Consider the following 22,824-nt stretch of genomic DNA (forward strand, 5'->3'; position numbering starts at 1 on the left):
TCATCGTGCCTTGGCGGGCGGCACGGGCGCCCGCTCGCGCCGCCCGCCGAGCGCGCCCGTGCCCGCCGCCTGCACGATGCGCCGGAACGTCGGGCATTCCATATGGCTGGGCGCCGGACACACCGACGCATGCCGCAGCCCGTCGCGCATCGCCGTCAGCTTGCGGATGGTGCGGTCCAGTTCATCGGCCTTGGCGGCCAGCATCTGGCGGTCGATGCGTGGCTGGCCCTGCGGCGAAAACATCCCCGCAATATCGTCCAGCGAGAAGCCGGCCGCGCGCCCCAGCGCGATCAGCGCCAGCCGCTCCAGCACCCCCGCGTCGAACACGCGCCGCATGCCGCGCCGGCCGATCGACACGATCAGTCCCTTTTCCTCGTAGTACCGCAGCGTCGACGCCGGCACGCCGGCCTGCCGCGCCACTTCCGCAATATCCAGGCTTTTCACCGCTTGACCTCAAGTCGACTTGAACTGGCACAGTGTAGCTTCCAGCCAAGCAAGGGGGTAAGACCATGGGTGAACATCGGCAAATCAGCGGCAACGGCGGCGAGCAGGCCGCACTGTGGAACGGCGCCTCCGGCCAGGCCTGGGTTGAACACCAGGGCCTGCTGGACGACATGTTCCGGCCTATGGAGGAACAACTGGTCCAGGCCGCAAGCCACGCCGCGGCACGGCGCATTCTCGACGTCGGCTGCGGCACCGGCAGCACCACGCTGGCGCTGGCGCGGCGCATCGGTGCGCAAGGCCACTGCACCGGCATCGACATTTCCGCGCCGATGCTCGCCGCCGCGCGCTCCCGCGCGCAACGCAAGGGCATCAACGCAAGCTTTGTCCACGCCGATGCGCAGGAGCACGCCTTCGCCCCGGCAAGCTTCGACCTGATCGTGTCGCGCCTGGGCGTGATGTTCTTCAGCGACCCGGTGCGCGCCTTCGCCAACCTGCGCTGGGCCGCGACGTCCGACGCCACGCTGCACTGCATCGCCTGGCGCAGCGCCGCCGAAAACCCCTTCATGACCACCGCCGAACGCGCCGCCGCGCCGCTGCTGGATCTGCCGCCGCGACAGCCGGGCGCGCCCGGGCAGTTTGCCTTCGGCGACCGCGAGCGCGTGTTGTCGATCCTGCAAGCGAGCGGCTGGGGCGATATCGAGATCAGTCCGACCGACGTGACGTGCACGCTGCCGGAGCCTGCGTTGGCCGGCTACCTGTCGCGGCTTGGGCCGGTCGGGCTGGCGCTGCAAGGCGCCGACGCCACCACGCGCGAGCGCGTCGCCACCATCGTGCGCGCCGCGTTCGAGCCTTACGTGCAGGGCGACGCCGTGCGCTACACCGCGGCGTGCTGGACCATCACGGCGCGCGCGACCGCGGCCGCGTTGCCCAATCGCCGGGACCCGAACCATGGCTGATCACACCACCACCATGCTGATCCACGCCACCGTCATCGGCACCGGCGCCACGCTGGTCATGGATGCGTGGGCCATGCTGCGCAAACGGCTGCTCGGCGTGCCTGCGCTGAACTATGGCATGGTCGGACGCTGGCTGGCCTGGCTACCGCGTGGACGTTTCCACCATCAACCCATCGCCGCCACGCCATCGGTGCGCGGCGAGCAGGCCATCGGCTGGATCGCGCATTACCTGACCGGCATCGCGTTCGCGGGAATACTGCTGGGGCTTTGGGGCCTGGACTGGGTACGCCAGCCGACGCTGGCGCCGGCCCTGATCGTCGGCATCGGCAGCGTCGCCGCGCCCTTCCTGCTGATGCAGCCTGCGATGGGCGCCGGCATCGCGGCCAGCCGCACGCCACGGCCGAACCTGGCGCGGCTGCATAGCCTGGTCACGCACGCGGTGTTTGGAGTGGGGATGTATGCGGCGGGTTGGGCGGCGCGGTTGATCGCCTATCCGGGTTGGTCCTTGGCGTAAGCCGCATCCGCCTGTGCCACTTACTCCGGCACCGGATACTTCCTCGCATTGATTTCCATCTTCGCCCGCACTGCGGCGTCGAGGTCCACGCCGAGCGCCGTCACCAGCTGGGCCAGATAGATGGTGATATCCGCAAGCTCCTGCTCCACGTGCCCGCGTTTGGGCGTGGACATGATGGCGCGCGATTCGTCCTCGGTCTGCCACTGGAAGATCTCGACCAGTTCCGAGACCTCGACGCTCAGTGCCATCGCGAGGTTCTTGGGGCTGTGGTACTTGCCCCAGTGACGGGCTTCGCCGAAGTCGTAGGCGGCTTGCTGCAGGTTCTTGATATCGATCAGGGGCATGGTGTTGTGGCGAATGCTTCGTCTGGCAGCACGCCGGCACCGGCGTGTATGCAATGGTTGGGTTGCCCTCGGGCAGTGAACGGATGGCTGCGGCGGCTCAAGCGCCGAGCAGCCGGCGCGCCAGCAAGGCCTGCAGGTCGCGCCGGCCATCCGCGATGACATAGATGATCACGCTGTCGTCGATCAGGCGATAGATCACGCGATACGGCTTGAACGCGGTCTGGCGATATTCCCGGATACCCAGCGCGCTCAGCTCGGCCGGGTAGTTTCCCTTCTCAGGGAAGCGCGAAATCTGGTCCACCGCTTCCAGCAACCGGTCCAGCACGTAGTCCGCGTTCTCGACACAGTCGAATTCCGCAATGTAGTCGTAGATGGACTCCAGGTCCTGTTCGGCCCCGGCGGTAAGCAGAACCTCATGGCGCTTGCCGCCCGCCGACATCAGCCGGTGGCCCGCTTGCTGCGCAGGCGCGCGACCACGTCCTTGAAAGGCTTGAGCTTGCCGGCGGCGATTTCCTGGTTGCCCAGCGCCAGGATCTTGAGCAGGGCCAGCGTTTCCTGCGTCTGCTCGAACGACGCAACGTCCTGCAGCACCGCGCGGGCCTCGCCGTTCTGGGTGATCACCAGTGGCTCGCGCCGCTCGTTGACCTGCTCCAGCACCTCGGCGGCATTGGCCTTCAGGTAGCTGATCGGCTTGACCTGGGAAGAGTAGCGCATGATGTGAGCCTGATTGTGCAATGGACCGAATATAGACTTTATTCAGTCCTGCAACAATCGCCGGCAGGCGGGCGAGTTTTCGCTAGCACGAAGCGGCGCCGCGCGCACCCCACCCATCAAATTGCCATTCACCAAGGGTTATCCCTAGGCGAGCATTCCCATTTTCCGGGACTGGTGGTTTTGATTTCCGGGAATCCGGTCCTATTCTTGGGCCCCATGTTGAATGCAGTCGACCCAACCATCGCCCCGCAGCCGGCGGCTCCCACGCCCGCCGAATCCGCCCAGCCCGCCGGCGGCGCCGATCGCGTGCTGTTCGTGCTGGCCGCGCTGGCGCACCATGGCGCCCCGATCACGGTGCGCGAGCTGGTGGCCCGGACCGGCCTGCCCAAGAGCACGCTCTACCGTCAGCTGATGCTGCTCAAGCGCTGGGGCTTCGTGCTCGAGTCCGACGGGGAATACGCGCCGGGCCCGATCAGCCTGCAGCTCGCGCTGGGGTTCGACATGGCCTCGCACCTGGCCCGCGAAGCGCTGCCCGATATGCGGCTGCTGGCACAGCAGTCCGATGAAAGCGTCGGCCTGGTGGTTGCGGTCAAGGACCACGCGGTGTGCCTGGAGATGGTGGAAAGCCGCCAGTCGCTGCGCTGCTCGTTCGAGAAGGGCCGCGGCGTGCCGCTGCGCGCGGGCGCATCAGCCAAGTCGCTGCTGGCCTTCATGCGCGACGATGCGCGCGAGCGCGTGGTCCGGGCGCAGTGTGAGCCGGCCGAAGCGGAACAACTGCTGGCGGAACTCGCTGCGATTCGCGCGACCGGCTATGCCGTCAGTGAGGGCGAAGTGGACCCCGGCGTGTGGGGCGTGAGCGCGCCGCTGTTCTCGCGGCGGGCCAAGGTCGACGCGCTGGGCGCGATCACGCTGATGGTGCCGGCCACGCGTCGGCAGGGGCGCGAAAGCGCGCTGATCGACATGACCGTGGCGGCAGCCATGCGGATTTCCGCGCGGCTGCAGTCTTACTGAAAACAGCCAAGCAATCTTTACCGCACCGTCCGCAGGCCTGCGCGACGGCAGATTTCCCGTTCCCGGAAAAAAGGAGACCCCCATGAACCTTCGTCGCAAATGCCTGATCGCCGGCCTCTCGGCCGTGGCCGGACTGACCTTCGGCGCCGCCGCGCATGCGCAGGACAGCAATGTGCTGCGCGTCGCCACCGACGCCACCTTCCCGCCGATGGAATTCATCGAGAACGGCAAGCGCACCGGCTTCGACGTCGAGCTGGTAGAGGCCATGGCCAAGACCATGGGCAAGCAGGTGGAATGGACCAACATCGACTTCAAGGGCCTGATCCCGGGCCTGGTCTCGCGCCGCTTCGACATGGCCGTGTCCGGTATCTACATCACCCCGGAGCGCCGCAAGGTGGTGGACTTTACCGAGCCGTACTACACCGGCGGCCTGGTGGCGCTGGTCAAGAGCGGCAACACCGCCATCAACAAGCCGGAAGACCTGAACGGCAAGAAGGTCAGCGTGCAGGTGGGGACCAAGTCGGTCAGCTTCCTGCGCGACACCTATCCGCAGGTACAGCGCGTGGAAGTCGAGAAGAACCAGGAGATGTTCAACCTGGTCGAGATCGGACGGGCCGATGCCGCCGTCACCGGCAAGCCGGCCGCGATGCAGTACGTGAAGACCCGCGGCGGCCTGCGCATGGTGGAGCAGCAACTGACCACCGAGGAATACGGCATGGCTGTGCGCAAGGACACGCCCGAGCTGACGCGCGCGCTGAATGCCGCGCTGGCCAAGGTCAAGGCCGATGGCACCTACGCCAAGCTGACCCAGAAGTGGTTCGGCACCGCCGCCAAGTAAGCCACGCGGACCTACACCATGGAACTGGATTTTTCTCCCGTCTTCGCCGGGTGGTCTGACATCCTGCACGGCGCCGTCATCACCGTGCAGGTAACGGCTTGCGCGCTGGTGCTGGGCTGCGTGATGGGCCTGCTGGTCGGCATCGGCCGGCTGGACCCGAAGCGCCGCGTCATCTACGGCATCTGCACCGCCTATGTCACCTTCATCCGCGGCACGCCGCTGCTGGTGCAGCTGTTCCTGCTGTTCTTCGGGCTGCCGCAGTTCAACATCCTGCTGCCGGCCTTTGTGTGCGGCGTGATCGGGCTGGGCATCTACTCCGGCGCCTACGTCTCGGAGATCGTGCGCGGCGCCATCCAGTCCGTCGACAAGGGCCAGATGGAAGCCGCGCGCTCGATCGGCATGTCGTCCGGCCAGGCCATGCGCGCGATCATCCTGCCGCAGGCCATCGTGCGCATGATCCCGCCGCTGGGCAACGAGTTCATCGCGCTGATCAAGAACTCGGCGCTGGTGTCGCTGCTGACCATCGCCGACCTGATGCACGAGGGCCAGAAGATCATCAGCGTGTCGTACCGCTCGCTGGAGGTCTACCTGGCGATCGCGCTGGTGTATCTGATCCTGACGAGCGCGGCCGGGCTGATCCTGCGCCGCGCCGAACAACGGCTGCGCATGGGAGGCATGGTGCAATGAGCGATTCCGCAATCATCCGGATCCGCAACCTGGGCAAATCGTTCGGCAGCCATACCGTGCTGCGCGGCATCGACTTCGACGTGGAACCGTCGCAGGTGGTGGTGGTGATCGGCCCCAGCGGCTCCGGCAAGAGCACCTTCCTGCGCTGCTGCAACGGCCTGGAGCAGCCCGAGGCCGGCACCATCGACATCGTTGGCAAGCGCCTGGTGACCGACGGCCAGCTGATCGACGAGCAGGGGCTGAACCAGCTGCGCACCGAAGTGGGCATGGTGTTCCAGTCGTTCAACCTGTTCCCGCACCTGTCGGTGCTGCACAACGTCACGGTGGGACCGCGCATGCTGCGCGGCGTTTCGCGCGATGACGCCGAGCGCAAGGCAATGAGCCTGCTGGAGAAAGTCGGCCTGGCGCACAAGGCGCACGCCATGCCGGCCAGCCTGTCCGGCGGCCAGAAGCAGCGCGTGGCCATTGCCCGCGCGCTGGCGATGGAGCCGCGCGTGATGCTGTTCGACGAGCCGACCTCCGCGCTGGACCCCGAGCTGGTCGGCGAAGTGCTGCAGGTGATGAAGGTGCTGGCCGCCGAAGGCATGACCATGGTCGTGGTCACCCATGAAATGGGTTTCGCCCGCGAAGTGGCCGACGTGGTGGTGGTCATGGACGGCGGCGGCATCATCGAGGCCGGGCCGCCGTCGGTGATCTTTTCCGCGCCGACGCAGGAACGCACGCGCGGCTTCCTGCAGGCGGTGCTGACGCGGGCATGAGCATGGCAGCAACGCAAAACCCCTGGCAGGGCCGTGTCGACCACGGCGAGCAGGGCGACACCACGCGGCTGTTCCGCATCGTGCAGGCGCTGGATACCGCGGACAACGCGGACACCGCGCCGCTGGAAAACGCGCCGGTCTTGCTAGGCTTCCGCTGCGATGCCGGCGTGCTGCGCAACCAGGGTCGCCCCGGCGCCGCCCATGGCCCCGACGTTATCCGCCAGGCGCTGGCCAACGTGCCGGCGCACGGCCTGCCGGCGCTGTACGACGCCGGCAATGTCAGCTGCGACGACGGCAACCTGGAATCGGCCCAGCAGGCGCTGGCCGGCGCCGTCCACGCGGTGCTGGCGCGTGGCGGCTTTCCGCTGGTGCTGGGCGGCGGCCATGAAGTGGCGTGGGGCACGTGGCAGGGACTGCGTGCGCACCTTGACGCGCAGGATGACGGCGGCCGCGTGCTGATCGTCAATATCGACGCCCACTTCGACCTGCGCACCAGCCGGCCCGCCAGCTCCGGCACGCCGTTCGACCAGATCGCCCATGCCTGCGCCGAGCGCGGCCAGCCGTTCGACTATGTCTGCCTGGGCGTCAGCCGCCTCAGCAACACGCCGGCCCTGTTCGGCCGCGCCGAGGCGCTGGGCGTGAGCTACGTCGAGGACGTCGACATGCAGGAACGCCACCTGGCAGAACGACTGGCGGAGTTGTCCGCGCGCATCGATGCCGTGGACCACGTGTACCTGACCATCGACCTCGACGCGCTGCCGGGCGCGGTGATGCCGGGCGTGTCGGCGCCCGCCGCCTACGGCGTGCCGCTGCCGGTGGTCGAGGAAGTGGCACGGCTCATCCGCCGCAGCGGCAAGCTGCGCGTGGCCGACCTGGCGGAGTACAACCCCCAGTACGACCGCGACCACCTGGGCGCGCGCGTGGCGGCGCGGCTGGCCTGGCGCGTGCTGCGCTGAAGCGCGCGCCATAGACCCTGCCGGCAGTTGGCAGCCGCCGCGCGCGGCGATAGTATTGCCCTTCGCTAGATTTAGCGATTCTGATCAGAATTGATAAAGCCAGGCAAGGGCAGTCCTGCGCCGACGCGGCCGTTGCCGCGTCCGGAGACCGCCGCTTGCCGTTTCTCGGGCGGAAGGGTCTGCGTGATCGAACAAATCGTCATCGTTGGTTTCGGCTGCATCGGCCAGGCCGTGCTGCCGCTGCTGGAGCGGGCCTGGCCGGGGGCAGCGATCACCGTGGTCGACCGCGTGCTGGACTGCGCGCGTCAGCAACTGGTTGCCCGCCACAAGCTGTACGCCATCCAGGCCACCGTCACCGCGGCCAACTACGAAACCACGCTGGCCCCGCTGCTGCGGCCCGGCGCCTTCCTGCTGAACCTGGCCCCGTCCGTCTGCAGCCGCGACCTGATCGCGCTGGCGCAGGCGCACGGTGCGTTCTATCTCGATGCTGGCATCGAGCCCTGGGACTACGCAGCCGATCCGCTGGCCTCGCACCTGAGCAACTACGCGCTGCGCCACGAGCTGCTGGCCTTCGCCCGCGGCCGCGAGACCCTGCCGACCGCGCTGGTGGCGCATGGCGCCAATCCCGGGCTGGTTTCGGTGCTGGTCAAGGCCGCACTGATGGCATTGGCCGGCAAGGCCGGATTGAACCAGCCGGAACCCGGCGATCGCGCCGCGTGGGCCGCGCTCGCGCGCACGCTGGACGTGCGCGTGATCCAGGTCGCCGAATATGACAGCCAGCAGGCTCCCGGCTACCCGCGCGACGGCGAGTTCGCCAACACCTGGTCCGCCGAAGGCTTTATCACCGAGTGCCTGCAGGACGCCGAACTCGGCTGGGGCAGCCATGAACCGCGCTTGCCGCCCAATGGCTACCGCCATGGCTACGGCAGCGGTGCGGCGATTGCGCTGGACCGGCCGGGCCATCGCACGCGCGTGCGCTCGTGGTCGCCGGTGCACGGTCCGTTCGACGCCTGCCTGATCACGCACAACGAATCGATCTCGATCGCCGAGTACCTGACCGACACCCGCGCCGGCCAGCCGCTGTATCGCCCCACCGTCTACTACGCCTACCGCCCCACCGCCGCCACGCAGGCCTCGATGCAATGGCTGGACGACCGCGCCGCCCCGCGCGTGCGCGCCGAACGCATCCTGCGCGACGAGATCCAGTGCGGCGAGGACGAACTCGGCGTGCTGCTGATGAGCGGCCGGCACGGTGCGGTCTGGCATGGCTCGCGCCTGTCGGTGCAGCGCGCGCGTGCGCTGGCGCCATACAACACCGCCACCAGCCTGCAAGTGGCATCGAGCCTGGTCGCCGGCATGCAATGGATGCTGGCCCATCCGTCGCGCGGCGTGGTGGAATCCGATGCGCTCGACTTCGGCCCCGTGCTGGCCGATGCCGCGCACTGGTGGGCGCCGCTCAGCATCGCCTTCACCGACTGGCTGCCTCGGCCCGGCGCCAACTCGCTCGCCTTCACCGACTTCCTGCTGGACGACACCACGGTCCGGCCCGATCCCTCCCTGCTGACACTCGCCTGCTGATGCAACGCATCCCGCAAACCCCGCGCCGCAACTGGCCGCGCGAACTCGAGAAGGTAGGTTTCCACTTCCATTCGCTGGACGAGTTCAACGTTCCGCGCGAAGTCGATGACCACACCTTCTTCTACTGGCGCGAAGACGCCGCCTACGCCTTCAGCAAGCAGGAAGTGGAAACGCTCTATGCCGCCGCGTACGACCTGAACCAGCGCTGCCTGGAAGCCGTGCAGCACGTGATCGACCACGACCTGTTCGCGCGCCTGGCCATGGACCAGGACTTCGCGCAACTGATCCGGACCTCGTGGGACCGCGACGAGCCCACGCTGTTCGGCCGCTTCGACATGACGCTGGACCAGCACGGCGTGCCCAAGCTGTACGAGTTCAACGCCGACACCCCGACATCGCTGATCGAATCCGCCGTCGCGCAGTGGTACTGGAAAGACGCCGTGCAGCCGCAGGCCGACCAGTTCAACAGCCTGCACGACGCCCTGGTGGCGCGCTGGCAGTGGCTGCGCAACCACTACCGTAACGCCAGCCTGCTGCACCTTGCCTGCATGTTCGACAGCCAGGAAGATGTCTGCAATACCGAGTACCTGATGGACACCGCGCTGCAGGCAGGCTGGTCCGTCAAGCTGATCGACCTGCAAGACATCGGCACCGACGGCCGCGGCAACTTCTACGACGCCGACAACGTGCCGATCGAAGTCGTGTTCAAGCTCTACCCGTGGGAATGGCTGGCCACCTCCGACTACCGCGACCAGCTGGCGCACAGCCCGGTGCGCTGGGTCGAGCCGCCGTGGAAGGCGGTGCTTTCCAACAAGGCCATCCTGCCGATCCTGTGGGAGCTGTTTCCCGGACATCCGAACCTGATCGAAGCCAGCTTCGACGCACGCCACTTCGCCGGCCGTCCGCACGCGAAAAAGCCCTTCCTGTCGCGCGAAGGCGAAAGCGTGACGCTGCTCACCCCGGAAGGCGACAGCGTCCACAACCCCGGCGAGTATGGCGAGGAAGGCTTCATCTACCAGGCCTACGAACCGGCGCGGCGCTTTGACGGGCGCTACACCACGCTCGGCGTCTGGATCGTCGACGACGTGCCCAGCGGCCTGTGCGTGCGCGAAGAGTCCGGGCCCATCGCCAAGAACACCAGCTTCTTCGTCCCTCATTACCTCACCCACGCGTAAGCCATGGCCAACAAGAAGAAGGGCACCAAACGCTCCAAGTACGGCAGCCCATACATGCCCGGCAGGGGCGGCTCCGGCGGCCCGTCGCCGCGCATCGCCGCCTACCAGGCCGAACAGAAAAAGCAGGGCGGTTCGCCCGCGCTGTGGATCGTCGGCGCCTGCGCCGTGGTCGCCGGCGTGGCAGTGCTCGGCTCCTGCAGCGACGACGCCGACGATGATCCCGGCGTGACGGTGCGCCGCGCCAGCTACGCCACACTGGAAGACTGCGAAGCCGACTGGAACACGCCCAACGATTGCGAAAGCGTGCCGATCGACGACCCCAGCACCATCTACAGCTCCAGCCTCAACGCCCCCGCCAGCGAAACGGCAGGCTCCGGCACCGCGCACAGCAGCAGCGCGTACTACGCACGCTGGTACGGTCCGTACTACACCGCCAGCGGCACCGTCTACCACCCCAACGGCACCCAGACCCAGCGCGATATGACGTCCGGCCCGCTGCGCCCGATGCAGGTCTACGACCGCAACGGCACGCCCACGCAGTCCTTCACCAACGCCACGCCACGCGCCGCCATGGTGGAAGAAGCCACGGTGCGCCGCAGTTCGCTAAGCGGCGGTCGCTCCATGGGCCTGACCATGCGCTCCGCCGCCGTATCGCGCGCACCGGTGGTATCGCGCGGCGGCTTCACCAGCCGCTTCGGCAGCTCCGGGCGCTCCGGCGGCGGCTGAACGCCCCTGCCGAACGCCATCCCGCACGCAAACCCAGACAACCGACAACGAGTCCATCCAATGGTCAATACCATGCACCCGGCGCTTGCCTACCTGATCTACATCGTCACCAGCTTTGCCATGCTGGGGCTGTTCCTGCTGGTCTATACGCGCGTCACGCCGCATCGGGAATTCACGCTGATCCGCGAGGGCAATATCGCGGCGGCATTGTCGCTGGGCGGGGCGGTGCTGGGGTTCTCGCTGACGCTGTCGTCGAGCATTCAGCACAACGCTACGTTTGCGATGTTCTTGCTGTGGGCGTTTGGGGCGTTTGCGGTGCAGGTGGTGGCTTACCTGGTGGCGGCGCGGGCCTTGGGCGGCGTCAGCCAGGCGATTGCCAGTGATAACCGGGGGGTGGGGGCCGTGATGGGGGTGATTTCGTTGTCGGTGGGGGTGGTTAATGCGGCTTGTTTGACGTGAGGCGGAACTGAGAGCATCAGAAGCCCTCCGACCAATATCGCCGCTCCGCACTAACGCAAACGCTTAGCTCCCAGGGCTCCCCGCCGGAGTCCCCTGGGGAGCGGCCACGCCGCTTACTTCGCCTTGACTACGTCGCCGGTGTAGCTCAGCGATGCCAGATCTGCCTTGGCCTTCTCAGGCGTCTCCAGTTCCAGCACGACGCGTCCCACCATCAAGCCCATCGACGGCGAACTGCGCACGTACTTCGTCTCGCCGGCGTCCAGCACGAAGCTCAGCGTCTTTTCGGTTTCGGTCGAAGCCGAGGCCACATACTTGCCGGCAGGGCGATCCACAAAGAAGAAGCCGCCGGGCTTGGACTCGCCCACTACCTCGTTGTTCAGACGCAGATCCGGTTGGATCGCCGCGCCGAACATCGATGCCGAGCGCAGGAAGTAGGCCCGGCCGTCACCCTGCTTCAGCGTCGGAATCGACGCCTCCATGTCGGCGTGTTTTACGCCGGAAGCACACCCAGCCAGCAGTGACGACACCGCCAGTCCGGCGAACAGCATGCGTGCGACCCGTTTCATTCTGATTCTCCCAAGTTCAAAGGTACTGCTGTGGATAGCAGGGAATAGTTCTGTTCCCCGGGCAAATAGAAGCCCACCAGGGTCTGGTTATGGATGACCAGGTAGGCTTCGTGTACCTGGCGGCCTTCGATGGTGAAGATGGTGCCGACAGGCCGGAAGACATCGCCCTGTGGAACGCGGCCTGCTTTCGACCAGACTGACTTTTCAGGCAGCGTGCGGGAATAGCCAGTGTCAAGTTTGATGGTTGTAGCGGTCAGGATCTGGATGCGTCGGGCGGCGGTGTTTGGTTGCGTGGCCTCGATGATTGATGGGGATGTCGCGACCATTGGGGCACAGGCGGCAAGCGCCAGGCAGCATGCTGCAGCGAGTCCATAGCACAAAAACTGGGGAAGCAATGATGTCTTCATTCAGGTAGCTATCAGTAGTCCAAATTGCGTCGCTCAAGGGCGCGCAGCAAAGGCAAAAGCGGCGCTCTCAATCCGGTAATCGTTTAAATCGATAGTGGCGGAGTACTTGGCTGTTTCCGTGGGAATCAATCCTACCGCAGGCTTATATGGATCTGCGTGTCCCGTTCAAGAATGAGGTTTCCAGAAGAAGCTATCCGTCCTTTACGATCCATTTTGCATTTAAGCTGCCCTTATCGAATCCGCTTGAACCGATACCTTGCAAAGTGCTTGACCGTTCCAGTAGGAATGGCACCAAGCAACATGTTCATGTGAATCTGCGTAGTCTTCTCATAGACCAAGTCACCATACTCGTCGAGGTAAAGCACAGCCATTGAATCGGACGTATTCGGTCCGAATTCGGAACGACCACCCTTGCTCGAACCACCCCATGCTATTTTTCCCTCAGCCCCAGTGCAAACGAAGCGACTCTTGTCCTCAAAGGAGAACCGTTGAACTTCAGTTTTTCCATTCGGGTACGTGAATCTACTTTGAAAGACGCGCTCACTGACCCGTGACACTTGTCCATAGTTTGGATATTGGAGGCGCCCCGTATCAGACCTAGAGGCCTTGTCGATTGCGGATACCTCATCCGCACTCACAAAGGGGAATACATTGTCTAAGCGCCTAGTCCTTGCCCAGCCTTGCGCAGTAGCATCACCGTCCAGAAGTTCTCCTCTTCCGGCATATTGACCAGTCAGATCGGGGCATGCTGCATCAACATAGTGAGATGGGTCGATGTTCGCACCGCCCGCACCGGGATAGTTTGGGGGAGCGTGGAAGCAGCCCGAACAGGCGATGGCTGACAGGAGAACGACGAATTTCACTCCACTCATTTTGCATCCTTCGATTGCTGGCTCTGATTGCGAAATTCAGACCAGTCCAGGCCGTATTGATTGAGCAATGTCACTCCAGCGAACGGCGCTGCCAGTGGGATGTCGATGTCAGTCTGCAGCTCGAACATCATTCGCTGAAATCTTGTCATCCCTTCCTTTAGATTTCCTAAACCATCGTATGCAGTCAAACTTCCTAGATAGTCATGTGGCCCAGCAAATGACTCCAACAGTTTGTCCCTGAATGTACCGGGAGGATAGGAGTGTTCAAAGAGGGTACCTGATAGCCCTTGGAATCCGCCGGTTAGACCGCCCTCCTTATTTAGGGCTTCGATCAGAGTCCATTTGTCATTCGTGTCCGGATTGATTCCAGTTCCGGTGAAGTCCCAAGCGCCATCTGGCCTCACAACAACGGTCCCGTACTTTCGCAAATCGTCAACGCTAACGCGCGTTCCGGCTAGCTTCACACCGTCTCCGTCAATGCCAGAACTGGGCCCAGTATCGTTCGACACCAGTCTTCCATTTTCATCCCTAGTATCGAAGACGCCGCTGAATCGCCGCGAAGACTCAATCTGATCCTGCCGCATCGCATTAGCCGCCCAAGCAACCGCTGCCGTCGCAAATCCCGTCATAGCTCCGGACTTGCAGTCGCCTCCCTGTATCGCAGCCGTGCCGCATCCCGCAAACCCGGACGCCAGGAACCGATCGACGCCGTAGCTGCCTCCAAAATATCCCGCCAGGCCTCCGGTCACGGCTCCTGCCAGGCCTGCAGTCGCCAGTTGATCGAGCTTGATCCTGCCAGTCATGCCAAGCTGAATTGCGGCACTGGAAGCAACGCTCCCTAAAGCCCCGGCAATAGCAAGGTTTGCCACGCCACCTGCAGCAAATACGGAACTCGCCAAAATCCCACCAGCGGCTGTTGCTTCCGCAAAGGATCCAGTGGCAATCAACGTAGCCATACCGGCTTCGACTGCGGTCACCTGCGCCGCCGCTAAGGTTGCCGCGGCGGCGCCGGCCGTCGCCACGGCCAGCGCTACAGCCGCCACGATCGCCACGATCTGTCCTAGCGGCCCAAAACCCTTCCTCTCCTTGATGAACTGCTGATGGATGTCATCGCTGATCGTGTCCTCGGTGTAGTTCAGCCCGAGGTTGGTCTTGAGCTTGGCCACCAGCGCCTCGGTAGCATCCACATCCACGCGTCCATCAGCACGGATCACGCGGAAGGCATCGTTGACCGCGTTAATGCTGTCGGCCTCGATGTCCATTTGGATCGCGGTCATGAACCCGCCTGGCTGCACGACCGTACCGGTGACCACATTCCAGCCACCCTGTGCCCGGTAGGCGGAGGTGCCGATGTCAACTACGTTGGGCGCGTTGTCGATGCTGCCGGCCTTCACCCCAAGGGTACCGGCGGCCAAGACCTGGCCGCTGTTGCGAATCTGTCCTGCAAAGTCGAGACTGACGTTGTCGCCAGCGATGGTGCCGCCGGTGGGCTTGGTCAGTCTCCGCGCATAGCCATCGGGGAGATAGACCTGCGGTACCAGCGCAAGGACGTTCGGACACACCATGCTTGCGGCGGTGTTGCAGTTCGGATCCGGCACCTGCTGCTGCACATACCAGAGCAAGGGCTTGTCGAGTTCGTTGATTTGCTGCTGCGTGAGCGCCGTGCCCAGCGCGATACTGTGCTCCTTGGCGTAGTCCGCCGCGTTCTTGTAGAGCACCAGCTTTTGCTGGTCGGTCACGGAGAGCTGGTATTCGTTGTCCCAGGCGAGGCCGTTGATGAAGGTGGCCTGGCCGGTCTGCTGCAGCGCAGCCTGCTGCAGCCTCTGGCCCTCGGTGTACGGGTCGTAGTAAAAGGACAGATTGCCCGGGCGAAGCTCCGGCGGCAGTTGCTTGAGCAGGCTGTCCGGCGTCACGCCGGCGAGTATTGCCGTCGCCGGGCTAAGGCTCACGTATTGCGCCCGATCGCTGTTGGCCGTCGGCCCGGTCACCGGGTTGCCGCCCAGGTTGGCATTGAAGTGCCAGCTCACCGCTGCGGACTTACCCGTGGTTGGGTCTTTGGGCGTGGCTACGATGACCGGATTGAACTGCCAGGGCTGGGTCGGATCGGCCGCAGGCGTGCCCTGCGGCAGGGAGCCAACCGGCACCGGCGGGGGGCCCAGCGGGATTACCTGCTTCGGGGTGGTGGATGGCGGCGTTGGCTGGGTAGGGATGGTGTAGCCGTTCGCCAACGCGGCACCGGTCAGGTCAACCGTCGCCCCCATCAGGTTGCCGGTATTCCGCACCTTGCCAGCCGAACTGACGGACAGCGTACTGCCTGCCTGGATGCCCGATTCCAGGCTGGCGATTGCGGCTGTGCCGCTCGTGTCGTGCCAGCGATCGCCGAATGTGCGTTTTTCCTGCCAGCGTCCAACCCAATCGGCGTTAAGCGGAATGCTGCTGTTGTCGACCGGACCTGCCATGCTGACCGTAGCATCGCGCCCGGCGGCAATCAGTGAACCCTTGTTGGTCAGGCTGGTGCCCGACAGGTAGACATCGCGGGCGGCCTGTATCACCGCAGCCGGCCCCGCGGCGTTGTCCTCGTCCGCCCCGCACTGGCTGTTGCCGTAGGTTCCGCCAGGGTTGCAGCCGGGAGCATAGGACGGGTTCTGGCCACCGTAGCTCTTGTGCAACTTGACCGGATCCATGGTCTTGTTGACCAGCGTCGGCGCGGAAATCGACACATCGCCAAGCAGCGACTGAATAGCGCCAGACTGGTTGGTCACGGTGCTGGTGGCCTTGAGCGTGACATCGCCCTGCGCGGCCAGCGTGCCATTCAGGTTCTCGATGCTCGCAGCGTTGACGCTCAGAGACTGGCCCGCTGCGATGGTGCTTGGGTTCTGCTGCCACGCGAGCGTATCCACGCGCGGGTTGTAGTCGCCCGGACAGTCAGGGGCGCCCGCCACGCAGCCGGGTGTGCTCTCCACTTTGGCACTGTAGGCCCCTTGGTTGGTAAACGTGCCTGGTGTCGTGATCGTGACCTTGCGCACTGCGGCAAGATCCCCGGCATTGGTCAGATCCCCGCTGCCTGCCAGGCTCAGGTCACCCCCGGCCAGGATCTGGCCGGCCTTGCCAAGTTGATAGCTGACGCTGGACTGGGTCGGGGCGCCACTGGTGCCAGTTGCGAGGCTGACCGGCGACCAGGGAGGAGGCGCCGGGCAGCTGTCGCAGCCGTCCATGCTGGGCGGCACGCCGAAGACCAGCGGACCCGGCTCGGATAGCTTCGGCCCGGAACGGGTTTCAGCGTAAGTGCGTAGTTGTGCCAGGAAGGCAGACAACTCCCCCTGATTGACGGTGTCGGTCACGCTGTTCACCAGCGTGGCCGAACGGCCGTTGTCCAGGCTGTCCACCTTGATCGTGACGTCCCTGGACGCCGAGATGACGCCCCCCAAATTGGAGAGCGACGCGGCGCTGAATTCGAGGCTGCCGCCGCTGATGATCTGGCCGGCTGTGCCGTCGGTCTGGCTGACGACGGTGCGATCGACGGTCGGCACGCCAGCAATGCCGGGCAGGCTGGCCAGGTATGGGACAGCAGCTGGATCGATGTTGGCAGGCAGCAGGTGCCAGTAATAGCCTTCCGCAGCCGAGCCTTCAGCCCCGACATAGATCCGCTCCGGACCAAACGCCAGCGCTATGCTGCCATCGTGCTTGCGCAGCACATCGGCCAACGTGATGGGCTGCAGCGGGCCAAGATCATAGGCCGCGCAGGTGTCACAGTTGCCTCCGGCCAGCCATGGCTGGTAGCTACCGATGATGGTCGAAGACAGCAATGCATCGTTCGTGGCCTTGCCGGTGGTGCTCCCCGCGTCGACTGGGGCCGTCCGGTCATTGATGACTGATGCGGCAGCGATATGCACGTTGCCCTTGGCGCCCAGCACACTGCCGAGGTTGTTGAGGGTGCCACTGATATCGAAGCGCAGATCGCCGCCGGCCTGCGTCGTGCCGCCGCGGTTGTCGTAGTCGCCGCCGGTCACCACCACCTTGCCCAGGGCCTCGACAGTTCCTACGTTGGCGACGTTGCCGGCGAGCGCCAGGCCGCCGTTGGCATGGATCACCCCAGTGTTGCTCAGGCTGCCGGCCGACAGCGAGACGTTGCTGCCGCCAACGATCTGGCCGCCGTTGTCCAGCGCGCCGCCGGTGGTCAGTGTCAGGTCGCCTGCCTTCTGGATCGTGCCGGTGTTCGTGATGCCCTGGCTCGCTGAAAGCACGACGTTGCTGCCCGGTACATCCCACGTGCCCGTATTGCGGATCGCCAGCGCGGCGAGCTTCAGCACGCCATTGGCGTTGAGCGTGCCAGTGGCCGCCCCCGACGGGTCGAAGGTCTGGTTCGGGGTATTGAGGGTCAGGTCGTTGCCCGCGAGCAGCTGTCCGGCAGCGTTATTGAAGCTGCCGTCGGCCCCTGTCACCGTGAAGGTCAGATCGCCCGTGGTCGGGTTTTTGCCGGAAAGGTCGCCGGCGAAGACGGTTCCGCCCTGGTTGCTGGTAAGCGCCGCAGCCGTAACGCTCAGGCTTTGCGCACCAACCAGCAGGCCATTCCCATTGTCCAGGCCGTTGGTGACATTCACCGTGACGGTCCTGCCGCCGAGCGTTCCGTGGTTTATCAGATCCGCAGCCGTGATGCTGGCCACGTTACCTGTCAGCGTGCCGGAATTCGAGATCGTACCGCCGTCTATCCGCAACTGCTGCAGGGCGACGGCTGTGCCCTGATTCGCAATGGTCGCGCCTGCTAGCTTCAAGTTGGCCGCATGGGTGTCTCCAGCCAGCGCCAGGCCGTTGGTGGCCGATGCGTCGAGCGTGCCCTTGATGGCGTTCGCCGTCTCCGGCACCGAACCCACTTTGATATCGGCGCCGCGCAGGATCGCGTCGCCGCCGACCCAGCCGAGGCCCGCCACGCTGAGTGTCTGACCCGCGCTCGCGCTCAGGTTGCCACCGGCCTGCACGCTGCCGGTAAGGGTGGCGTTCCGGCCCGCTGTCACTGAGGTATCGCCGATGCTCACAAGCGCACCGCTGACCGAAGCAGACCCGCCGGTGGCACGGATCGCGGTGTTACCGCCGCTGGAGATGCTCCCGGCTATGTTGGCGTCCTGCCCTGCCGTGATGGTGGCATCGCCGTCAGCGGTCAGCGCGCCGTGGATGTTGGCGCTGCCATCCGTCGCGGTGATGGTCGCGGCACCCGCGCTCTGGGCGTGGCCGCCCACAGTCACGTGCTGCCCTGCGGTCAGGGTCAGGTCGTCGTTGCTGCCGATGTCGCCGCTGGTCGTGATGCTCCCGGCATGCGCCGTAACCTGGATGGGGCCGCTGGCAAGGACCTTGCCGCCGAGATCCACGTTGGTGCCGGCCGACACGGTCAGCGTTCCGGGCGACACCACATTACCAGTTGTGGTCACGCTGCCGGCAACGCCGTTCAGCGTTACATTGCCGCCGGTACTGCCCGCTGCGCCGTTGATGGTGAGACTGCGCCGGGTGGAGAGGTTAAGGTCACCGGCAGACACCGCACTGCCGTCGATGGTGGTGTCGCGCGCCGCGTTGAGCTGGATAGCGCCGGGCGAAGTGACGTCTCCACCCAGGCGGATGTCGCCACGGCCGTCGTCTCCCGTGGCCGAGACCGTGATCTGGCTACCGGAAACCGCACTGCCCACATCGACGCTGCCGCCCGCGGCAAGCTTCACGGCTTCCTGCGCCTTGACGCTACCCGCGCCGTTGATCGAACCGGCCGCGGAGACGGTGACGCCCTTGCCGGATTCCAGCGTACCGCCAAGCGTTGCATCCCGGCCAGCGTTTACCGTGTAGCCGCCTTCGCCCTGGCCGTTGCCCGTGGCTGTGACATCGCCTGCGGCGTTAAGCGCCACCACCTGCCTGGCATAGGTGTTGCCCACCTTGAGGTTGCCGCCCGAATCGATGGTGAGATGGCTGACCGAGGCCGCGAGATTGCCATCCGCGCGCACACCCAGTCCAGCGGCGGTACTGATGATCCGGATCTGGCCGGCAGTCATCGCGCCGAAGGCCGTGGCATCAATGGCGAGGCCATCGGTGGCCGTGGTGTTGCTGACGGCGTGATTCGGCCCGGTGACCGTAGTGGTAAGCGTGCCGTCCACCGGCGCCACCATCTGTCGCCCAGCCACGAGATTGACCTGGTTGCCCGCGTACAGCGCCGCATCGACGCCGATCGTATCGGCGATCAGATTGATATTGCCGACGGTCCCCTCGATGCCAACGCCATTCGGATTGCCTGGGGCGGGATTGGCGATCTGCACGCGTCCGCCCTCCACCAGGAAGCCAGCGGCGGCCGCGGCGTCGAAACTGGTCGCCGCGCCGGCACTGGAAAGCCATTGCGGCGTACCGGTCGTAAGCGTGACCTGAGTGGTGTTCGTAAAGCCGGCCCCGCTGGTATAGACACCGCCGGGTGCGGCAACGACAAGCCCGGCAGGCGCCCCGAAGACTTCCACCGTGCCATGGATCCGTGCCGGGGTCTGGCCGGTGACCTGGTTGATGATCAGGTTCGCCGGGCCGCTGGTGGCCAGCTTAGGGTTCGCTGCGACCTGGCCGCCAAGGAAGGTACCGCCCCCGGTGGTGCTGTTGTTCATGATCAGGCCGACCGGGTCGACCACGAACGCGCGATACTGGTTCAGCGAGATGCCCTGAGCATTGGGCGTCGTGATTGTCACGGTGGGGACGCCACCCGCAGGCGCACCGGCGCCTGAAGTCGCGCCGATCGATGGCGTAAAGCGCACCGGCGCGTTCGGATCGGTAATGGGCGCGGCATAGGCCGCCACCGGCCCAAAGCTCACTGTGACGGGCAGATGGGCAAAGGCCCAGCGCAGCAGCCCTTGGCGCACCGCGCCGCTATGCACCGCCAGCGCATCGGTTGCCACCGCCCCGGCTGCGAGCACGCCGGCGGCTTGTCTGGCCTGCTGCAGGCCGACCTGTACCGGGCCAACCCAGATCAACGCCGCCACCAGGCCTGCCAGCCCCCGCACTAGCACGCTGCGGCGTCCGCGCTCCGCCAGCGACACAGCTGCCGGCGCCGCATGGACCGCGGGGAAGCCCTTCGAGGTGGCAGTGAAAAGTGTGGCTTGGTGGTCGCGATGCATGGCAAATCCTGAAGATGCTTGACGGCTTGCTGGTACGGCGCCCGGTAACGGCTAAAGCTACCGTCCGTGGGCATTACCCGCATCCCGTCGCCCGGTCACTGGGAGATCGTTGCCTTGGCCAGCAGTTGGATGACCAACGCGGCGGTGGCACGCTCAAGCGCCTGCGCCTGCAACGCTTGCTGGATGCCGGGCTTGACCGTGTCGTAGGCGGGCACCTGGGTCGGACGCGCCTCATCGACCTTTACGAGGAAGCTGCGGTTGTTCCAGGCGACAGGCTCGGCGCTCACGGCGCCGGCCGGCAGGCTGACGATGGCCTGGGCGATCGGCAACGGCAGGTTCTGCGTCTGGCCTTCCTGCACGGGCAGCTTGAAGCTGACCCAGCCGATGGCGCCGCCGCTGGCCTTTGACGGGGCGAGGCTCACTGCCTGCGCCACCTTGGCGAAGTCTTCACCACTCTTGATGCGCGTGAGCGCTGCATCCGCAGCGGCAGGATCGGCCACCTCGATCAGGCGCGCCTTGTACTCCTTCTCGCCAAGGCTCGCGACGATCGTGTCGTAGCGCTCGCGTACCTGCGCATCGGTCACTGGCGCCGGCTTGATGTGGTCCTTCAGCCAGGCCTGGGTAAGAACCTGGACTTTCGCGTCGCGCAGTGCCTGCTGTACGTCCGGACGGGATTCCAGACCCTTGTCCCTGACCGCCTCCTGCCGGAACAACTCGCGCGCAATCAGCTGTTGCGTGATCACGTTACGCGCCTGGGGCGTATCGGGCAGGCCCGATTGCTGCAGCACCGTCGTAATCTGCGCGTCGGTAATGGCAACCCCATTGACCGAGGCAGCGTGGGCGATGTGCAGGCCAAATGCGAGCACTGTAACGGCAATGAGACGTGCGACGTTGAGTTGCATGGGAGTGTCCTTGTCAGTACGACCAGTTGAGCGTCGCCAGCAGCAACGCCCGCTTGGGTCCGAGATAATTGGGTTGGGCGAGCGGCACGCCAGCGAGGAGCTCGCTGCTGAAGGCCTGGCGCGCCCATCGAGCCGACAGGCGCAAACCAGCACCGGTGCCAGCCACGGACTGCCAGCGGCGCGTGGCGACGTACTGGGTGCGACCGCCATCGATAAACAGATACGGCTCCAAGCGGACGCCAGCCAGCGCCGGCGCGTTGGCCCAGACAAACTCATTGCGCAGATAGGCGCCGCGATCGCCCGCGATCACGCCCTCACGAAAACCCCGCACCGTGCTCATGCCCCCGGCAAAAATCTGCTCCGAGCCGAACAGCGCCACATTGGTCCACTGCCCGACCAGCTGGGCTCGCCAGGCCAACAGCGCCCTGTCGAATGCCCGGGGCAAGGGCAGTTGCAGCGTGGCATTGCCATCCAGCTTGGTGAACTGCGCATGGGCCTCGTCCGGCCGGATGTCGGCGGGATCGTGCGTGGCATTGGCCGATGGCAGCCCGCGCGAGACACCGAACTCAGCCGTACCGTAGCCAGGCTGGCCGTTGGCTGCAAAACGCCGAAGCCCGCTCCAGGCCGCGCGCAGGACGGTCAGACGCTGTGGATCGAGCTGCAGGTTATTGATCTCGCGCTCGCTCTTGCGGCGGGTCAGGGTTACATCGAACGCCTGCCTTCCGGCCTGGCTGCGCGTGAGCACGTAATTCCAGCCAAGGGTGTGGCCGAAGGTGCGGCCATAGAGCAGGGCGGTGTCGCCGATGGCGTTCTGGTATTCGGAGACAGATCCGGTGTAGCTGATGGTGTGGTAGCCGAACGGCACCGCCGCCGCGATGACCGCTGCGTTGGTATCGACGGTGCCAACGTAGCTGCCGGACAGCGCTTCCAGGAAACCGAGCGCATTATCGGCATCGATGCCGAGGCGCGTGCGTGAGATGCCTGTGGTCTTGCTGCCGTAGTTGTCGATACCGGCATTGAAGCGGAAGCGATCGCCCGGCTGGTTGGCGAGCGCCACGACGGAACTGCCCGGCGTCTGCCCCGGCAGTATCTGCAACTCGGCCCGGTTGCGGCGCAGACGATTGAGCTGGTCGACCCCTTGCTCAAGGTCCGGCAAGCGCAAGGTGTCGCCCGGCGCGGGGAACTGCCAGCCGGTGCCGGCATCGGTCAGCCAACCGCCGCCTACGGTGTCGAACAAGCTCGTCTCGGCCGGCCTGATCGCGCGGTCATTCAGGCGAATCGATTCAATCTTGCCCGGGACGATTGTGATCACCAGCACGCCGCTGGCCAGGTTCTGTTCGCCCAGGTAAGCGCGGGTCGTGATGTAGCCGCGAGCAACAAAGGCCTCGGTAAAGCGGCGCAATAACAGTTTGATGCGGTTGGTACCGAGCGCGTGTCCCACGAACGGGCCGGTGATGGCTTCAACTTCCCGGTCGGACAACACGGTATTGCCCTGTACGGCAATCCGGTGGATTTCAAAAGTGGCCGAAGTCTCTGGCACTTCATCGACCGGCTGCTCGGCCGGAATGGCCGAAGGTGTATCGATCTTCACCGGCGGCAGCGTGGCCTCGCGCTCCAGTTCACGCTGGCGTTGCTCGCGCAAAAGGCGCTGGGCAGGGTCTTCAGGCGCAAGCAGCGGCAGAACGGGTGCTGATTGTGCGAGTACGGCCGGGGCGGCAGGCACCGCCATCGATATAGCCGCCCAGGCCACCAGGCGGAGACGGTCGTTGGCGCTCATGGATGGGTACATG

At 65.5% G+C, this 22,824-nt stretch carries 20 protein-coding genes; 11 read left to right on the forward strand and 9 right to left on the reverse strand.

What is annotated here, in order from left to right; all coding sequences use genetic code 11:
• Positions 1–444: a helix-turn-helix domain-containing protein gene (locus tag C7416_RS20240; RefSeq protein WP_111520580.1), complete on the reverse strand. Its 444-nt coding sequence runs from the start codon at positions 442–444 to the stop codon at positions 1–3.
• Between the two features lie 65 nt (positions 445–509).
• Here C7416_RS20240 and C7416_RS20245 point away from each other — a divergent pair, with 65 nt between their 5' ends.
• Together C7416_RS20245 and C7416_RS20250 are read left to right on the forward strand one after the other, a co-directional pair.
• A complete protein-coding gene (locus C7416_RS20245) occupies positions 510–1,400 on the forward strand; it encodes a class I SAM-dependent methyltransferase (RefSeq protein WP_111520581.1) in 891 nt (296 codons plus the stop codon).
• On the forward strand, positions 1,393–1,914 hold the full coding sequence (locus tag C7416_RS20250; RefSeq protein WP_111520582.1) for a DUF2938 domain-containing protein: 522 nt from the start codon (positions 1,393–1,395) through the stop codon (positions 1,912–1,914). The genes C7416_RS20245 and C7416_RS20250 overlap by 8 nt, the downstream gene beginning before the upstream one ends.
• Positions 1,915–1,934: 20 nt before the next feature.
• On the opposite strand, the gene C7416_RS20255 is transcribed toward C7416_RS20250, so the two are convergent.
• The 3 genes from C7416_RS20255 to C7416_RS20265 all read right to left on the reverse strand — a co-directional run bounded on the left by C7416_RS20255 (position 1,935) and on the right by C7416_RS20265 (position 2,972).
• Positions 1,935–2,258, reverse strand: coding sequence for a nucleotide pyrophosphohydrolase (locus C7416_RS20255; protein ID WP_111520583.1), 324 nt, complete (start codon positions 2,256–2,258; stop codon positions 1,935–1,937).
• Between the two features lie 97 nt (positions 2,259–2,355).
• Positions 2,356–2,697 (reverse strand): type II toxin-antitoxin system RelE/ParE family toxin, encoded by a 342-nt coding sequence (locus tag C7416_RS20260; RefSeq protein ID WP_111520584.1) that lies wholly within the window; start codon positions 2,695–2,697, stop codon positions 2,356–2,358.
• Positions 2,697–2,972: a type II toxin-antitoxin system Phd/YefM family antitoxin gene (locus tag C7416_RS20265; protein WP_111520585.1), complete on the reverse strand. Its 276-nt coding sequence runs from the start codon at positions 2,970–2,972 to the stop codon at positions 2,697–2,699. The genes C7416_RS20260 and C7416_RS20265 overlap by 1 nt, the downstream gene beginning before the upstream one ends.
• 216 nt (positions 2,973–3,188) lie before the next feature.
• Here C7416_RS20265 and C7416_RS20270 point away from each other — a divergent pair, with 216 nt between their 5' ends.
• The 9 genes from C7416_RS20270 to C7416_RS20310 all read left to right on the forward strand — a co-directional run bounded on the left by C7416_RS20270 (position 3,189) and on the right by C7416_RS20310 (position 11,160).
• Positions 3,189–3,983, forward strand: coding sequence for an IclR family transcriptional regulator (locus tag C7416_RS20270; protein ID WP_111520586.1), 795 nt, complete (start codon positions 3,189–3,191; stop codon positions 3,981–3,983).
• Positions 3,984–4,065: 82 nt separating this feature from the next.
• Positions 4,066–4,821, forward strand: a complete 756-nt coding sequence (locus C7416_RS20275) for a glutamine ABC transporter substrate-binding protein (RefSeq protein ID WP_111520587.1) — start codon at positions 4,066–4,068, stop codon at positions 4,819–4,821.
• 18 nt (positions 4,822–4,839) lie between these two features.
• Positions 4,840–5,508, forward strand: a complete 669-nt coding sequence (locus C7416_RS20280; RefSeq protein ID WP_111520588.1) for an amino acid ABC transporter permease — start codon at positions 4,840–4,842, stop codon at positions 5,506–5,508.
• Positions 5,505–6,266 (forward strand): amino acid ABC transporter ATP-binding protein, encoded by a 762-nt coding sequence (locus C7416_RS20285; protein ID WP_018006726.1) that lies wholly within the window; start codon positions 5,505–5,507, stop codon positions 6,264–6,266. The genes C7416_RS20280 and C7416_RS20285 overlap by 4 nt, the downstream gene beginning before the upstream one ends.
• A complete protein-coding gene (hutG, locus tag C7416_RS20290; RefSeq protein ID WP_111520589.1) occupies positions 6,263–7,222 on the forward strand; it encodes a formimidoylglutamase in 960 nt (319 codons plus the stop codon). The genes C7416_RS20285 and hutG overlap by 4 nt, the downstream gene beginning before the upstream one ends.
• A gap of 183 nt (positions 7,223–7,405) precedes the next feature.
• On the forward strand, positions 7,406–8,800 hold the full coding sequence (locus tag C7416_RS20295; protein WP_111520590.1) for a saccharopine dehydrogenase NADP-binding domain-containing protein: 1,395 nt from the start codon (positions 7,406–7,408) through the stop codon (positions 8,798–8,800).
• A complete protein-coding gene (locus C7416_RS20300; RefSeq protein ID WP_111520591.1) occupies positions 8,800–9,975 on the forward strand; it encodes a glutathionylspermidine synthase family protein in 1,176 nt (391 codons plus the stop codon). Before C7416_RS20295 ends, C7416_RS20300 begins: the two co-directional genes overlap by 1 nt.
• Before the next feature lie 3 nt (positions 9,976–9,978).
• Positions 9,979–10,701, forward strand: a complete 723-nt coding sequence (locus C7416_RS20305) for a hypothetical protein (RefSeq protein WP_111520592.1) — start codon at positions 9,979–9,981, stop codon at positions 10,699–10,701.
• A gap of 60 nt (positions 10,702–10,761) precedes the next feature.
• Positions 10,762–11,160, forward strand: a complete 399-nt coding sequence (locus C7416_RS20310; protein WP_111520593.1) for a DUF350 domain-containing protein — start codon at positions 10,762–10,764, stop codon at positions 11,158–11,160.
• 113 nt (positions 11,161–11,273) lie between these two features.
• On the opposite strand, the gene C7416_RS20315 is transcribed toward C7416_RS20310, so the two are convergent.
• From C7416_RS20315 to C7416_RS20340, 5 genes are all read right to left on the reverse strand, one after another.
• A complete protein-coding gene (locus tag C7416_RS20315; protein ID WP_111520594.1) occupies positions 11,274–11,726 on the reverse strand; it encodes a DUF2846 domain-containing protein in 453 nt (150 codons plus the stop codon).
• Positions 11,723–12,133: a hypothetical protein gene (locus C7416_RS20320; protein WP_111520595.1), complete on the reverse strand. Its 411-nt coding sequence runs from the start codon at positions 12,131–12,133 to the stop codon at positions 11,723–11,725. The genes C7416_RS20315 and C7416_RS20320 overlap by 4 nt, the downstream gene beginning before the upstream one ends.
• Positions 12,134–13,001: 868 nt before the next feature.
• Positions 13,002–20,132, reverse strand: coding sequence for a beta strand repeat-containing protein (locus C7416_RS20330; protein ID WP_111520597.1), 7,131 nt, complete (start codon positions 20,130–20,132; stop codon positions 13,002–13,004).
• A gap of 95 nt (positions 20,133–20,227) precedes the next feature.
• Positions 20,228–21,034 (reverse strand): peptidylprolyl isomerase, encoded by an 807-nt coding sequence (locus tag C7416_RS20335; RefSeq protein ID WP_111520598.1) that lies wholly within the window; start codon positions 21,032–21,034, stop codon positions 20,228–20,230.
• A gap of 13 nt (positions 21,035–21,047) precedes the next feature.
• On the reverse strand, positions 21,048–22,811 hold the full coding sequence (locus tag C7416_RS20340; protein ID WP_111520599.1) for a ShlB/FhaC/HecB family hemolysin secretion/activation protein: 1,764 nt from the start codon (positions 22,809–22,811) through the stop codon (positions 21,048–21,050).
• Positions 22,812–22,824: the final 13 nt, after the last annotated feature.

It is taken from the genome of Cupriavidus phytorum (assembly GCF_003254285.1).
Lineage (GTDB): Bacteria > Pseudomonadota > Gammaproteobacteria > Burkholderiales > Burkholderiaceae > Cupriavidus > Cupriavidus phytorum.

Coding starts and splice junctions, on each gene's coding strand:
- hutG (WP_111520589.1), top strand. CDS start 6,263: ATGAGCATGGCAGCAACGCAAAACCCCTGGCAGGGCCGTGTCGACCAC.
- C7416_RS20245 (WP_111520581.1), top strand. CDS start 510: ATGGGTGAACATCGGCAAATCAGCGGCAACGGCGGCGAGCAGGCCGCA.
- C7416_RS20250 (WP_111520582.1), top strand. CDS start 1,393: ATGGCTGATCACACCACCACCATGCTGATCCACGCCACCGTCATCGGC.
- C7416_RS20310 (WP_111520593.1), top strand. CDS start 10,762: ATGGTCAATACCATGCACCCGGCGCTTGCCTACCTGATCTACATCGTC.
- C7416_RS20270 (WP_111520586.1), top strand. CDS start 3,189: ATGTTGAATGCAGTCGACCCAACCATCGCCCCGCAGCCGGCGGCTCCC.
- C7416_RS20275 (WP_111520587.1), top strand. CDS start 4,066: ATGAACCTTCGTCGCAAATGCCTGATCGCCGGCCTCTCGGCCGTGGCC.
- C7416_RS20340 (WP_111520599.1), bottom strand. CDS start 22,811: ATGAGCGCCAACGACCGTCTCCGCCTGGTGGCCTGGGCGGCTATATCG.
- C7416_RS20280 (WP_111520588.1), top strand. CDS start 4,840: ATGGAACTGGATTTTTCTCCCGTCTTCGCCGGGTGGTCTGACATCCTG.
- C7416_RS20320 (WP_111520595.1), bottom strand. CDS start 12,133: ATGAAGACATCATTGCTTCCCCAGTTTTTGTGCTATGGACTCGCTGCA.
- C7416_RS20330 (WP_111520597.1), bottom strand. CDS start 20,132: ATGCATCGCGACCACCAAGCCACACTTTTCACTGCCACCTCGAAGGGC.
- C7416_RS20335 (WP_111520598.1), bottom strand. CDS start 21,034: ATGCAACTCAACGTCGCACGTCTCATTGCCGTTACAGTGCTCGCATTT.
- C7416_RS20260 (WP_111520584.1), bottom strand. CDS start 2,697: ATGTCGGCGGGCGGCAAGCGCCATGAGGTTCTGCTTACCGCCGGGGCC.
- C7416_RS20265 (WP_111520585.1), bottom strand. CDS start 2,972: ATGCGCTACTCTTCCCAGGTCAAGCCGATCAGCTACCTGAAGGCCAAT.
- C7416_RS20305 (WP_111520592.1), top strand. CDS start 9,979: ATGGCCAACAAGAAGAAGGGCACCAAACGCTCCAAGTACGGCAGCCCA.
- C7416_RS20315 (WP_111520594.1), bottom strand. CDS start 11,726: ATGAAACGGGTCGCACGCATGCTGTTCGCCGGACTGGCGGTGTCGTCA.
- C7416_RS20285 (WP_018006726.1), top strand. CDS start 5,505: ATGAGCGATTCCGCAATCATCCGGATCCGCAACCTGGGCAAATCGTTC.
- C7416_RS20255 (WP_111520583.1), bottom strand. CDS start 2,258: ATGCCCCTGATCGATATCAAGAACCTGCAGCAAGCCGCCTACGACTTC.
- C7416_RS20300 (WP_111520591.1), top strand. CDS start 8,800: ATGCAACGCATCCCGCAAACCCCGCGCCGCAACTGGCCGCGCGAACTC.